Here is a 15,130-nt window from a genome sequence, read left to right as displayed (position 1 = left end):
CGACCCAATTCTCTTTCTCATGCCTTTCTGCCGGTCTGTTCTTTTCGGTTTATTCAGCGTTTTACTGTCCTTTTCGACCTTCGCGCAAACAACACCCTCAACGTTTCTTAAACTCAATGCCCGCCAAAGTTGCTGGGCCGACTCGGTGTTTACGAACATGGCCCCCGACGATCGGATCGCCCAACTGATTATGGTGGCCGGTTATTCGAACCGCAGACCCGCTTACGAAGACTCCCTGATTACGCTGGTACGGACCAATAAACTGGGTGGCGTCGTTATGTTTCAGGGTGGGCCCGTTCGGCAGGCTACGCTAACGAACCGCCTTCAGGCTAACTCACCCGTGCCCCTGCTTATTGCCATGGATGCCGAATGGGGCATTGCCATGCGCCTGGACAGTACCGTTCGCTACCCCTACCAGATGACGCTTGGGGCCATGCAGGGTGCTGGTTCTGACTCGCTCATTTACCAGATGGGGGCCAATTTGGCCAAACAGGCGCGCCGGTTGGGCATGCACGTCAACTTTGCGCCTTCGGTGGATGTAAATAATAACCCAAACAATCCCGTCATTAATTTCCGCTCCTTTGGTGAAGACAAATATGCCGTGGCCCGCAAAGCCCTTGCTTACATGCGCGGTATGCAGGACAATCAGTTGCTAACCAGCCTGAAGCACTTTCCTGGTCATGGCGATACAGGTACCGATTCCCATTACGACTTACCGCTGATCAGCAAGAGCCGGGCGCAGCTCGACTCGCTGGAACTGTATCCGTTCCGCGAACTCATCAAAGCGGGCGCCACAGGGGTGATGATTGCGCATTTAAGCATTCCTTCTCTCGACACCACCCGCAACCGACCCTCAACGCTCTCGCCCGCCATTGTGACCAACCTGCTCAAGAACGAACTGGGCTTCCGGGGTCTCGTCTTTTCCGACGCCATGAACATGAAAGGCGTAACAAAATTTTACCCGTCAGGAAAGGCCGATGAGCTTGGGATGGAAGCGGGTATGGACGTACTGGAGTTTACGGAAGATGTACCCAGCGCGCTGGCACAGGTTAAACAGGCCATCGCTGATGGGCGTATCAGCCAGGCCTCTATCGACGCCCGCTGTTTGAAAGTATTACAGGCCAAAGCCTGGGCTGGGCTGGATCAGTATAAACCCGTTGTGCTGGATAACCTGGTCAACGATCTTAATTCTGTGCAGGATGAACTGCTCAATCGCAGGCTCACCGAAAAAAGCCTGACGGTGCTAAAGAATGACCAGAATATAGTACCGCTACAGCGACTGGATACTCTCCGGATTGCCTCAGTGGCCATTGAGAGCGATAAAGTCACGGCTTTTCAGCAAATGGCGGCTAATTATACAAAGGTCGATCACTTTAACCTGACCTCGCGCACCCCTGATTCTACGCTGGCTCAGATTCGGGATTCCTTACAAAACTATAACCTGATTCTGGTCGATGTTCACCTGAATAGCATTCGTCCGGCCGTCAAATACGGTCTACAGTCCAAAACAGCCGGTATTCTGAGTGAGTTAGTCGCTACCGGAAAAGCCATTGTGACGGTGTTCGGAAACGTGTATGCGCTGGACAAACTGACCTTCCCGGCAGATACCGCCCAGCCCGGCCGTACTGTTGAAAAGGCAAGAGCAATCATTATGCCTTACCAGTTAACCAACTTTACCGAAGAGCTATCGGCGCAGTTGATTTTTGGCGCCATTGGCGCGTCGGGGAAGTTGCCCGTTACGGTCAATCAGCGCTTCCGGCTGGGCGACGGTATAACGGTTCAGCCCATCGGTCGCCTTAAATACACCATTCCCGAAGAAGTCGGCATCGACAGCCGGTTTCTGACCCAGCAGGTGGATTCGCTGGTCAATGTGGGGCTGACGCAGGGCGCGTTTCCGGGTTGCGTAGTGCAAATGGCTCGCAATGGCAAGGTCATTTTCCGGAAAGCGTACGGTAAGCATACCTACGATGCCTCGCTCGGCGCCGAACCAAGGCCTGTCCAATTGGATGACCTCTACGACATGGCATCCGTTACGAAGGTAAGTACATCCACCCCAGCGTTAATGCACCTGGTGGACGACAAGAAGTTTAACCTGGACGGAAAAATGGCCGACTATCTACCCAGTTTTAAGAAGTCGAACAAAGCGGATTTGCGCTGGCGTGATGTACTAACGCACCAGGCTGGGCTCAAAGCCTTTATACCGTTCTGGATGGATACCAAAAATCCAGACGGCTCGTGGAAGCCGAAAACCTTCAAGAATGAACGGTCAGCGCGATACCCCATTGAGGTAACCGACAGTCTGTTCGAATTCAAGAGCTACCCGAAAACCATTTTTGAGCAAATCCGGGACTCGCCCCTGAACGCCAAGAAAGAATATGTTTATTCTGACTTATCGTTTATCCTGTATCCACAGATTGTGAAGCGATTGACCGGCGAAAACTTCGAAGATTACCTGAAAACGACTTTCTATAAGCCGCTTGGTGCCACAACACTCACCTTTTTGCCCCGCCGTTTTTATTCACTGGACCGGATCGTTCCAACCGAGTATGACTCGCTGTTTCGGAAGACGCTGATTTGGGGACGCGTACACGATGAAGGCGCGGCTATGCTCAACGGGCTGTCGGGCCACGCGGGCTTGTTTGGGAATGCCAACGACCTAATGAAAGTGTACGAGATGTATCGACAGAAAGGCAGCTACGCGGGCCAGCAGTATATTTCGGCCAAAACAATAGCCGAATTCACCCGCTACCAGTTTCCGGAGCTGGGTAACCGGCGGGGTCTGGGCTTTGACAAGCCGTCGTTTACCTACACAGGCAACGCGCCCCGGTCGGCGACCAAAGCCAGTTATGGGCATTCGGGGTACACAGGCACGTTTGTCTGGGTCGAACCAGACCCCGCCTACAACCTGACGTATATATTTTTGTGCAATCGGGTTTATCCGACCCGAAATAACCCTAAACTTGGTAACTTAAATACCCGCACCAACATTGTTGAAGCACTTTATCAGGCAACTAAACGTGGACTCTGATGAAAAATTACCTGATTCAACTACTGGACTATGAACTTTGGGCCAATCGGCGCATCATCGACGCCCTCGAAAAGATCGACAATCCACCGGCACGCGCGCTGGCCCTGATGGGGCATATTTTATCGGCGCAACATGTCTGGTATGGCCGGATCATGCATGAGTCGACCTTTATCACCATTTGGGAAAATATTCCGGTGAGTTGGATGGGTGAAACGGCCGAACGGCAGCACCGCCAGTTGGCAAGCCACGTACTGGCGCTCAAGGAGTCCGAATGGCTGGAACAAATGGAGTACGTTAACACCAAAGAGGTGGCCTACAAGAGCTCATTGCTTGACATTTTAACCCACCTAAGTCACCATGCGGCTTACCACCGGGGCCAGATCGTTCAGCTCATCCGGCCCATGGTGAAAGAAGCGCCCGTAACGGATTTTATCATCTGGAAGCGGGAAGAAAAAGTAGCAAAATAGAAACGACTACCCGACGTTTATTCACCATGAAATACTTGTTTATTCTCTTTTTATTCGTTTCAATCAGTGCATTAGCGCAGGTAAAGCTACCAACTAATGAAGTAGGCCAAGTTCAATATCAGGAGCTTGTACGCGTACCTGACAGCAAACGGACTGCCCGGCAGCTTATGGAGCAGGTCCATTCATGGGCTACCCGGTATTACCCCTTAGGCAACGAGGCCGAGCAACAATATGACCGGGAGCATAACATTTTGTTTGTCAGAACCTTTTATTCGATTGGCAACCAATCCGTACGCTATACCCTAACAATTGAAACCAAATTTGGTCGATACCGGGCCACGATAACCGATTTGATTATTGACGACAATGGCCGTACTCAACCTGTCCGTGCCGTGACGTCAACTGTTGACGAACTGGCTGTAGCGGCTGATAGTACGGTTAAAGACAAACGTGTGATTGAGCAGATTGCTGCCGATCAGGCTGAGTTATATCGACAAATTGACAAAGCCTGCCGGGAGACCCTGGCGAATTTGAAACAATCGTTGACCGAAAATTAGCAGACGAGTTTAACGATGTTACTCCCAGGCTCGTGTCCTCACGGGCCATATTCGCGTCAGCAACACCATCCGGTCAGGGCGAGGTTCTGTATCCGGCGAAAAACTATCCGGTTCTCTGGTCCGTGAGGACACGGACCAAGGGAAATTAGGAGTTTCACCGATGTCGGTCAACGCCAACCTGTTCGCACCAGGGCAGCACCGGGCAGGTTGAGCAATGCGGTAACGTACCCGTACAAATGTGCTTACCAAAGGGCATCAGCAACCGGTTTATATTGACCCACTGGTCGCGGGGGACCTGGGTTTCCAGCACCTTCAGCGTTTGTTCAGGTTGCTTGGTGTGCACATAACCCCAGCGGTTGACAACCCGATGCACGTGCACATCCACACTGATCGCGGCCATTCCCGTTGCCACTCCAAGCGCCAGATTAGCGCACTTCGGGCCAACTCCTTTCAAGGAAGTTAGGGTATCATAACTGGCAGGTAATTCGCCACCAAACTCATTCACGATCCGTTCGGCAATACCCAGCATGGTATAAGCTTTCTGATCGGGATAGGTTGTGCCGTATAGCAATTGAGTGAGCGTCGGCACATCGAGTTTGAGGAGTTGCTGGGGCGTACGTGCCTGCTCAAACAAACGAAGCGATACAGGAATGGTTGTTTCGTCGAGCGTCCGAATCGACACAATGCACGACATTAGCTGCTCGAATAACGTATTATACCCCTGCTCGAACAGATCAAACATAGCCGCCTTGGGATATGGCCGGATTGCTTCATCGATATGTGCCAGAACAACGTTGAGGTCAAAGGTAGGTTTCATTCGGTTTTCGGTATTCAGTTTATCGTGGTCTGTCACTATAACCCATAAACCAAATACCGAAAACCCACTGATAAGGTTTTCACACCTTGACAATGACCATTTCCACGCGCCGGTTTTCGGGGCGCTCTTTCAGCGTTTTGTTGGTATTAATGGGCCTGGATGGGCCATACCCGACGGTTTCGATTCGGCTGGCACGAATGCCTTTTTCAACCAGATAGCGTTTTACTTCATTGACGCGGTTGCGCGACAGTTCGACGTTGGCGTCAAATTCACCTACTGTATCGGTATGGCCTTCGAGCCGGATTTGCATGGTTGGATTGGTCTGCATCACCGTAACCAGCCGATCCAGTTCTGGAAATGACTCAGGCTGCAGGTCGTACTTCGACGCATTGAAATAGATGTTTTTCAGCGTTATTTTAGCCCCTGCTTCAATGGGCACCAGATCAAAATCGCGCGCAACATCGACGCGGTTTGTTACCAGGGTATCACTCTGACTAAAATAGCCTTTTGCCGACGCCGTGACCGCGTAAACTCCCCGGCGGTCAATGGGGATTCTGTATTTCCCGCCAGGCGTTGCACTCTGTACAGAGTCCGCCGGATCGTTGCCCGATGCTTCAGCCCCTGACAACAGGCGATACGTAACGGTTGCCCCGATGGGTTGTTTTGTTTTCGCATCGCGGGTAATGCCATTAATCGCCACGGCAACTGGCGCAGGCGTTTCTTTCGGCTGAACGGGCGCCGGTGTCGCGGGTTCTGTAGGGCTGGCGGGTTCGCCCATGCCGGGTTTTGTTCGGGGTGTGTAGCGGGGTTGCTGCTGTTTGGGTTGAACAGGCGGCTTGGGCGTGCGCTGCGAATACTGATTTTTACGAAGTGGATTGATGATGTGAACTCCCCAGAAATTGAAACAAACAAAGCCTCGCCCATCTTTACACTCAAACAAATCGAACGTTGTATAGCCAGGGTCTATTCGTTCGAAATAGGCCACAAAGTCGACGCGCTCGCCGGGTTGCACGCGCCGGCGGACTTCGAGCGGGATATTCTCGGCACGAATAAATTTATAGGAATGCTCCCCCTGATTCACATATAATCTCGATGTTGGCTGAAACCCGATATTGTTCGTACTTTCCAGTTCACCGCCCCGGCGGCCATCGGGAGATGGAATCGCAAAGGGCCACGAACGGCCATTGAAGCCCTCTTTTCGGGCCTGAAACTTCATATACACAATGGTGTACTGTGCCGTTAATTCAATGCGCTGAATGCTAACATCAGGATCGTTTATGTCATCCACACGCGGATTTTCAGTTGTAAACTGTACCTGCGCGCGTAGACCTGAGGCAACCAGCAATAAAAACAGACAGGTAAGTAATTGGCGGCTCATAGTCGTTGAATACAAAGTACTTGTTGTATAAACGTTTGACTATGCCAGGTAGTTTATGGTTTAATAAATAGCGACCTAACAGGTCAATTTTAGCCAAATAAGGCGTACCACGGTTTGGAGCCGCAACACGCCTTATTCAATTCTTCTAAAGTCAGGTTTAAGAACTCAACTCCACAACCTCACTTACCGCTATTAGGTAGCTCAGATACATTAGCTTATTTTTGTCATGCTGACGCAGGAAACATCTTAAACGTCAAGCATTAAGATTAAGGTGCTTCCTGCGTCAGCATGACAAAAAATGGCTATTAAACTATTTCAGCTTGATACTTAATAACCTGCATTCTGCAACAGGGCAGGATTAGTCGTTATTTCCCGCAAGGGAATCGGGAAAATCAGTTTGGGCGAGTTATAAGGCAATGTACCCACACTCCCTTTCGTCCGCTTGATATCGTGAATGTACGTTCCTTCAAAAGCCAGCTCCAGGCGACGCTCTCTCAGGATATTCGCCAGCGTTAACTGCGCTGTGCTCAGGGGCGTTGCGCCGGCCCGATTGCGAATGACATTAATGTCGTTGAGCGGTGTATCACCAACCGCAGTACCAGCCCGGAAATTGGCTTCGGCACGGGTCAGGTACATTTCAGCCAGCCGTAACACCTGAATGTTGCCATATTGGTTGATAAACTTCGCGGTCCGAATACTACCGTCATCATCATAAAACAGATTTGCCCGACCATCAGTAGCCTCAAATTGCTGAAGGAAGCTTTCGTTTATATCGATATCTCCCCGGCCGCCTTCAGACGATGACCCATAGAATGTATTGACGTCGTTTGTCCCGTCCTGGTCGGTGATTTGAACCGCAAAAATCGTTTCATCGGTGTTGATCCCATTCTGGAATTCGCGTGTATCAAATACCTGCTCGATATCGACCAACTGATACGTTTTGCTGGTAATGACCCGGTTGGCCGCATTAGCCGCATTGGGGTAATCTGCTTTTTGCAAATAGACCCGCGACAGTTGTGCACCAGCCGCGCCTTTCGTGGCGAAGAAGCTGTTTGTTGCGGGAAGTTTGGCTTCAGCATCGGTCAAATCCTTAAGTGCCTGGGCATACACAGCCGCCACAGTACTCCGTGCCACGTTCGAGTTGGCATCCAGATTGACCGTTGGTGTGGTTACAATGGGAACGCCGGGATTGGCATTCGGGTCGCCATCACTCCAGTCTCTGGCGTAGAATCGTACCAGTTCAAAATACAGGGAGCCGCGAATAAACTTTGCTTCACCTTCAATCCGCGGCTGATCGGCCGTAGCGGCCAGGTTCAGGTTTGCCAGTACTGTATTGCAGATATTGATCGTGCGGTACGCATCTGTCCAGGTAAGGTCGGCCTGCCCGTTGTTTACCAATATATTCTTGGTATAAATCTGCTGAGGAGCCACGTAGGTACCCGTCCAGTTTACATCGCCGGTCGAGGGCACAGTAGCCAGCAATTCGCCGTCGCGGATCAAGCTCCCGCCATACAGATTGATACTACTCAGGCCATCATAGGCCCCAACGAGCAACGCGCTCAGGTCAGACGCCGTTGACAGCGCCTGGCCTGTTGCTACCGAGTTTACCGGTTTAATATCCAGTTGGCTATTGCAGGAGGCCAGCCATAAGCCAACCGACATAACCGACGCCAGTATGATTGATTGTTTCGTTCTCATAAGTTGTTTGTGGTCGCTTAGAAGCCAATTTGTAGCCCACCGATAATGGTACGTGGCTGTGGAGCGGAATAAAAATCAATACCAAGGTTAACGGGATTGCTCGTATAGGCATCTGAGTTAACTTCCGGATCCCAACCCGTATACTTCGTGAACGTCAGCAGGTTTTGTCCCGTTGCAAAAATCCGAACCCGGTTTAAATGAATGCGGGTAAGGAGCGCTTTGGGCAGGGTATAGCCCAGCGTAACAGTCCGTAGACGCACATAATCACCTTTTTGCAGGTATCGGGACGATTCGCCGGTGCCATTGCCGCCGTATAAACGAGCCTGCGGAACGTTGGTTACATCGCCTGGTTTTTTCCAGCGATTCAACTGATCAATCGACTGGTTATCAAAGTAATCGCCATTGGCTGACTGGAATTTACCACCACCGTTATAAATGTAGTTTCCCGACTGGCCATTGAACAGTATGCTCAGGTCGATGCCCATGTAGTTGAAGGTATTGGTAATACCACCAATAAACTTGGGCGATGGACTACCCAGCGGTACATAAGCAGCTTCGTTGTAGTTATTTGTGGTCGAGCGATCCAGTGTACCATCGGGCTTGGTCGCGTTCTTGTAATAGAGCGCGTCGCCATTCTGCACATCCACACCAGCGTATTCGGGGCCAACGAACACGCCCAGTGGCTGACCTTCCTGCGCCCGGTTCAGGAAGCTACCCGTAATGGTGGTACCGCCCAAATTAGTGACCACGTTCTTATTATAAGCAATGTTCAGCGAGGTTGTCCATTTAAACGGACCCGTGAGGTTGTTGGAGTTGAAGACAAACTCAAATCCCTTATTTTCCAGCTTACCGACGTTGCGCAACTGCGTCCGGAAACCCGACGAACCTGGCACGTTCACATTGAGCAACAGACCGCTTGTGTTTTTCTGGTAGTAATCGATTTCGCCCGAGAAGCGATTGTTGAGGAAACCAAACTCAAGGCCGATGTCGGTTTGCAATGTTTTCTCCCAGGTCAAATCCGGGTTTGGAATCTGCGAAGGTGCCTGGCCCGGTACACCAACGTAACCCGTTGCACTGTACAACGCCAATGAACTGAAATTACCGATTTCGGCATTTCCTGTCAACCCGTAGCTGGCCCGCAATTTCAGGAGGCTTAATGAACGAACATTTTTCAGGAAAGACTCTTCATTCAGAATCCAGCCCGCCGATACTGCCGGGAAGAAGCCATACCGGTTATTGATACCAAACCGTGACGATCCATCAGTACGGCCCGAGACGCCCAACAAATACCGGTTATTGAAGCGGTAGTTTACCCGGGCAAAATACGACAGAAAGCTAAAGCGACTCTCCTGCCCATCACCCGCCGTGATTTTCCCCGCAGATATAATTTCCTTATAGGCATTACTCGGAAACTGCTGCCCCGTAACAGAATTAAGATTCAGTCGCGATTCCTGGTAGGACATACCGAGGGTAGCGTCTATGTCATGTTTCTCGGCAAAGGTCCGGCCAAACGAAAAATAGTTGTTGGTCGTGTAGTTGGACACCTGCCGGAAACTATTTGATCCCAGGCCATTTGGAGCGCCTGTATTCCGCTGGGTTTCCCGTCCGTAATATTCATCCTCCTGCTGGCTCAGTAAGTCCGTTCCAAATTCAGTGCGGAACGACAAACCGGGTAGAAGTTTATAGTCGGCATAAACGTTACCGATAACCCGATACACACGCGCCTGCAAGGCAGCATAATCGCGGTTCAGGAGCGGATTATAATACAGCGTATAATCACCACTCAGTTGACTGGTACGGGGATCAATAACGGGCGTCATGGCAGGTAAGGCCACAATTTGCATCGGTGTCGAGAAGGCGTTATCGTTCGATACACGGTCGTTGATCGAGTGCGACAGGTTGAAGTTCACCCCCAGCGTCAGCTTATCCGTAGCCGTATGGTCCAGATTCACCCGGCCACTCAACCGGCGAAACCGGTTTTTGATAATAATCCCGCTCTGATCGAAATACTGCCCTGAAATGAAGAAACGGGTTTTTGCATCACCACCCCGTGCACTCAGATCATACTGCTGCGAAGGTGCTTTCTGAAAAGCCTCCTGCTGCCAATCGGTGTTGTATTTTGGATTTTCGCCCTGCCAGCCCGCCGGATCGCCAGCGGCATAGCGCGTAAATCGGTTGGCCAGCGATGTCGCCGATACGGCGTTCGTGTTAGCCCGTGCCTCCTGTAACAATTCTACGTACTGCTGCGTATTTAGCCACTGACGCAGGTGGGTAGGGTTGCTGGCACCCATTTGGGCCGATGCTTCAAAAGTTGTTTTGGCGGCCCGACCTTTCTTGGTCGTGATCAGCACCACGCCATTGGAAGCCCGCGCGCCATAGATGGCAGCCGACGAGGCATCTTTCAGGATTTCCAGCGACTCAATATCGTTGGGGTTCAAGTCGGCAATGGGGTTGGTGGGCGCCGTTGTCGACGACTGATCGGCGGAGGTCATCGGAATACCATCGATCACATACAGCGGCTGGCTACTGGCCGTCAGGGACGAGGAACCCCGCACTCGGATTTGAAGCCCCTGACCCACTTTACCATTCAGCGAGGTAATCTGTACACCCGCTACTTTACCCTGCAACGCCTGTTCGACGCTGGGCACCGGAATATTTTCAATATCCCGAGAGCCTACTTTAGCAATATTGCCGGTCAGGTTACGCTTCGACTGGGCACCATACCCCGTGACAATCACCTCATCGAGCGAACGGGTATCGTTGCTCAATGTCACATTCACGGCAGACCGATTGCCGATGGCCACCTCCTGCGTGACAACCCCGACAAAGCTGAACACCAGCGTTCCAATATTGGCTGGCAGGGTAATCGAGTAATTACCGTCGGCATCGGTTTGCGTGCCCTTCGTCGTTCCTTTAGCAACGACAGATACGCCTGGTAATGCGGACCCATCTTCGGCCGAACTGACTTTTCCTGTCACTCGACGCTCCTGCTGGGCACTGACGCTAATGCTTAGAACGCTACACCAGACGATCAACAGAAGTAGTAGAAAATTTCTCATTTGTTGATAGATTAAATTTACAAAACATCAAAATTACAAAGCAATGTTCTGCAATATCAAGACTTATCATAAAAATCATATAATCTAATTTTAAAATATAGTTCATATTATTTTTTAGGAATCGAGTTTGTAAACCAATACAATTGTACAGCAGCCTTATTACGTAGAAAGCAAATATCCTTTCTCAATAAGGTTACAAACAGAAAGCGTTCGGGGAAAACTCTCTAGTAGTCTTTCCCGAACGCTTTCCTACTCTATAATCCTACTTTGGATTAACTTTCTTTCTCTCTACGTCCATTCTTAGAATAGATTGCTTTTTAACTGCTTTTAGCTTAGGTACTGATTGAATTTACTAAACTTTTAGTAGTAAATAGTTACTATTTGTACTACTAATTAATATATTTTATTGGTTATTTTGCATACTAATAATGCATCTATCTATATATTCGCGGCACATCACTAAAAAACAGTCATGATTAGAGAGTTACTTAACTATTTAAAAATTGACCGCCTGCCTTCTTAGTCTTTATCGATACCTTTGGCAATCAGTCTTTTATCATTTACAGGGGATACAGCTATACCCGACACCAAAAAAGTAAATCATGAGCCTGCCAAAAACAGGCATTATCTTGCTAATACTAAATCAGTATCTCTCCATTTTGACAGTGACCCAATTCGGTTCACGCTAAGAGCCGATAAAAAGCAGGTTGCTTTGGGTGATGACATTGCATTTACCATCACTGCCCATTATCTCAACCTAAGCCCGGCGTTACTCTTCACAGCCGAGGGGTCCAATGCTTTTCGCTTGAAACTGTTGTTGCCCGACGGCTTTGTGCAGACAGGCGGCAATTACAGCGATTATATCGGCGCTGAATTATCGTCGGCAAAAACCACTGTAACCTACACCCTGAAAGGCTACTTTACTAAAGTGGGGAGTAAGAGCGAATTCAGATTACTACGTGGCTCTGGAAATGCGGATGAAACCAGCCTGTTTATCGAAAAAGCCAGATTGTTCATTTCCGTCGATGATCATGCGGATCAAAGTAAGAGTGGGCGTCTAGCCTCCAACTGTGATTTTACAGAAGGACAGTTTTTACTCAATTGGTACGGCGAACAAATCTACGCGCATTATTACAATGGCATCTTGTTTGCCAGTTATCAGGACCCTTCCCAGGGCTTCAAACCTCAAAGCTGGTTGCAGGCAACAGGCTTTGACGCCAGTAAGGTAGGCTGTTTTGCGGTGAATGATCCACACACATCAACGACAAATCCCCCTACGACCAACTGTGGCTTTACCGAAGGGCAGTTCTTGCTCAGTTGGTACGGTGAGCAAATCTACGCCCATTACTACAATGGCGTTCTGTTTGCCAGTTATCAGAATCCTTCTCAGGGCTTCAAGCCCCAAAGCTGGCTACAATCAACTGGGTTTGATGCGAGTAAACTGAGCTGCTTCGCGACCAGTGATCCACACACATCATCGACTCCCCCAACCACACCAACGACGAATCCTCCCGTTATTCCACCATCGGGCACCTGCTCGGTAAGCAGCCCCAATGCCGCCTTCGACTTTGCCGACTGCAACGGTATTGGCGGGTGGGCTCTCGACCAGGCTAACATGAATCAACCTGTCCTTATCGACATCTATGTAGATGGAGTTAAAACCTATGCAGGCATCACGGCCAATGGCGACCGGCAGGATCTGGTAGGTGCGTTTGGCAATTCAGCCGCCCGCTATCACGGCTTCAGTTACTCCTTCCCGGCCAATGCCCCCTGGAAAAATAGTCAGAATCATTCCATCTCCGTCCGTATCTGCGGAGTTAACAACGAAATAGGCGGGTCTCCCAAAACGGTTAGTGGTTGCACAGGGGGAACTAATAACCCAACCACACCAACGACGAATCCACCCGTTGTTCCCTCAGGAGGCACCTGCTCGGTAAGCAGCCCACGGGGAAGTGTCGATATTGCCAATGAAAGAGGTATACATGGCTGGGCGCTGGATGAAAGCAATATGAGTAAAACGGTGATCATTGATATTTACATCAACGGCACAAAAGTAGCTTCAGTACCAGCTGATGAAGATCGTTCTGATTTAGTTAGTGCTTTTGGCAATAACCTGGCCGCCCGTTATCACGGATTCAATATCGATTTGGCTAATGTACGATATGACCCGAAGAACTATAATCTTGCCGTTCAAATTTGTGGTGCGCCAAATCCGCTTTGGTCAGGTCAAGTTAGCTTTAGTGCCAGAAGAAGTGGCGACCCTGAAGAACCAGTAGATTGTGGAGATCTCCCTGAAATTGTCGTTAAAGCGAAGAAAACCAAATGGGGATATCCAATTTGTAACCCTAGAGGTCAGAGTGGTGGAACAGGCGGTAGTCCAGATAACACACCAACCACATCACCTGGTCCTGACATTCCTCCAGCCACTAATCCTGAAACACCAGCAGGAAATAATCCCGGTAATGGTAGCGGTGGTACGCCTAACACAAACCCTACTACAGACATTACTTCCAGTAATCAACCTGTTCCAACGGTAGCTATCCTGGATGTAGTTGATTGTGAAAAAATTAGTGGCTGGGCTTATGCTAAAAATGGTGGATATGCGAACCTAGATATTTACATTTCTGACATATATGGTCGTTTTTCAAAAGCTGCTACAATAAGAGCTAATACGGTATCACGACCGGATGTGCGGCAAGCCTATAATAACAATCCTAATATCCCTCTCGACTGCGGATTCATATGGGGTATTCCCGATGGCTATAAACATGGTCATAGTTTAACGATCAAAGTCGTACCTGCTAATGATATATCACCTACAGGAAATATTACCCAATCACCCATGGCTACACCAAGTGACTGTAATAATCCAAATATTGTTCCTCCTGGAGACCCTTCCAACCGGCCACCCACTTGGAAGGATTTTCCTGATTTAAAAAATTTAAGCGATCAATATTTTCTAAGTAACTATGTTTTAGCTGGCCCAACACGTCCAATAAATATCTCTCAAAAACTCAACTGTTTCGGCACAGTACCTGACGATTCAAAATACAAATACAGTATAACATTGTACGTTGACCAGCCTGTTAATGGGACGAGAGAAATAGCAAATTTCAATCCTAGTGAACCTTATAGAAGGCCAGGACACACTTATTTAGGCTTTGAACGTTACGACTCTTCTACTGGCCAAGTCATAAGACTAGTCGTGGGCTATTATGTACAGACTGAGTGGATTGCTGCAACAGGTATCTCTACAGAAAGTGTTTGGGGCGATGACGGAGGCACTCGTTACGATGTGGCTTTAAAAGCTGATCTATCAGCATATGACTTTAAGAACGTTATCTATTATGTGAAAAATCTAGGTAATCCAAAGTATAATTTAGTGGATAATAATTGCACTACGTTTGCCTGTAATATCATTTCTCCTTATATATCACTTCCTAATGGTAAAGGTTATATTGGACCGCTCGGCCAAGGATATAATCCTGCTGACTTGGGTCAAGATCTGCGTGAAAATAAAGCTGCATATGGCACTAAAATCACTGTTGCAGATAATTCAACTTCCCCTATAAGCACCAATTGTAATTAACAAGTTTATGAAAGAGTTATTAAACGAAAAAAAATCTAAATATCCTTACTCCTCAATAAAAGCACTTGAGATACTAATTGTCGTGTCCTTTGCTTCAATCACTTTTGATGATTCAAAACTTGATTGGCCTATACTTATATTGGCCTCTGCGGCCGTATTTGCAGGCTCACCTCCTGAAAAGCTGGGTTACTTACTTGTACTTCTGAGTTGGATATATCTTGGGAGCTTAATTTTGGATAAAAACATCGGTAAACGACTAGTAATAATTATAGCTATTGGAATATTAGCCATAATAGTTATCCTTCAAGGGTATGGAATGTTTGCTAATGGGTATCCAGATATAGTCAATAGAAATCACTGGTTTATTGGCTCAAGTGTATTATTTCTGATTAGTTCAGCTATACTACTTTTCCGCGTACTTAGCACGCGTAAAGTTTGAATGATAATAAGCCAGTAAGAAATGAAATCTGTAAATAGAGCTTCCTAGATTTGCCATTAACTTGTTTTATGTTAGTACTGGATAAGCCGTATCGTAGT

9 protein-coding genes are annotated in these 15,130 nt (G+C 48.7%); 5 read left to right on the top strand and 4 right to left on the bottom strand.

The genetic code is table 11. The features are described 5' to 3' along the window. The first annotated feature begins 19 nt into the window (after positions 1 to 19). From SD10_RS02710 to SD10_RS02700, 3 genes are read left to right on the top strand one after another with little or no spacing between them, the layout of a single operon-like run. Positions 20 to 3,028: a glycoside hydrolase family 3 N-terminal domain-containing protein gene (locus SD10_RS02710; protein WP_046375574.1), complete on the top strand. Its 3,009-nt coding sequence runs from the start codon at positions 20 to 22 to the stop codon at positions 3,026 to 3,028. Beyond that, positions 3,028 to 3,495: a DinB family protein gene (locus SD10_RS02705; protein WP_046375573.1), complete on the top strand. Its 468-nt coding sequence runs from the start codon at positions 3,028 to 3,030 to the stop codon at positions 3,493 to 3,495. The genes SD10_RS02710 and SD10_RS02705 overlap by 1 nt, the downstream gene beginning before the upstream one ends. Positions 3,496 to 3,521: 26 nt before the next feature. Continuing rightward, on the top strand, positions 3,522 to 4,052 hold the full coding sequence (locus tag SD10_RS02700; protein WP_046375572.1) for a DUF4468 domain-containing protein: 531 nt from the start codon (positions 3,522 to 3,524) through the stop codon (positions 4,050 to 4,052). 154 nt (positions 4,053 to 4,206) lie between these two features. Here the strand turns inward: SD10_RS02700 and SD10_RS02695 are convergent, their stop codons facing one another. The 4 genes from SD10_RS02695 to SD10_RS02680 form a co-directional block, all read right to left on the bottom strand. Beyond that, complete coding sequence (locus SD10_RS02695) at positions 4,207 to 4,869, bottom strand: endonuclease III domain-containing protein (protein WP_046375571.1); 663 nt, start codon at positions 4,867 to 4,869, stop codon at positions 4,207 to 4,209. Positions 4,870 to 4,948: 79 nt separating this feature from the next. Further along, entirely contained in the window at positions 4,949 to 6,247 is a 1,299-nt protein-coding gene (locus tag SD10_RS02690; RefSeq protein ID WP_046375570.1) for an OmpA family protein, read from the bottom strand. A gap of 327 nt (positions 6,248 to 6,574) precedes the next feature. Then, positions 6,575 to 7,945, bottom strand: a complete 1,371-nt coding sequence (locus tag SD10_RS02685) for a RagB/SusD family nutrient uptake outer membrane protein (protein ID WP_046375569.1) — start codon at positions 7,943 to 7,945, stop codon at positions 6,575 to 6,577. 17 nt (positions 7,946 to 7,962) lie between these two features. Next, positions 7,963 to 11,004, bottom strand: a complete 3,042-nt coding sequence (locus SD10_RS02680; protein ID WP_082111496.1) for a SusC/RagA family TonB-linked outer membrane protein — start codon at positions 11,002 to 11,004, stop codon at positions 7,963 to 7,965. Between the two features lie 538 nt (positions 11,005 to 11,542). Between SD10_RS02680 and SD10_RS02675 the strand changes: the two genes are divergently transcribed. Continuing rightward, positions 11,543 to 14,593, top strand: a complete 3,051-nt coding sequence (locus SD10_RS02675; RefSeq protein WP_148562374.1) for a hypothetical protein — start codon at positions 11,543 to 11,545, stop codon at positions 14,591 to 14,593. Positions 14,594 to 14,600: 7 nt separating this feature from the next. After that, positions 14,601 to 15,032, top strand: coding sequence for a hypothetical protein (locus SD10_RS02670; RefSeq protein ID WP_046375567.1), 432 nt, complete (start codon positions 14,601 to 14,603; stop codon positions 15,030 to 15,032). The last annotated feature ends 98 nt before the right edge of the window (positions 15,033 to 15,130 follow it).

Origin of the sequence: Spirosoma radiotolerans, assembly GCF_000974425.1 — a bacterium.
In the GTDB taxonomy this organism is placed as follows: Bacteria; Bacteroidota; Bacteroidia; order Cytophagales; family Spirosomataceae; genus Spirosoma; species Spirosoma radiotolerans.
The sequence above is the reverse complement of the archived record's forward strand: the minus strand, read 5'-3'. Positions and strand labels throughout refer to the sequence as shown.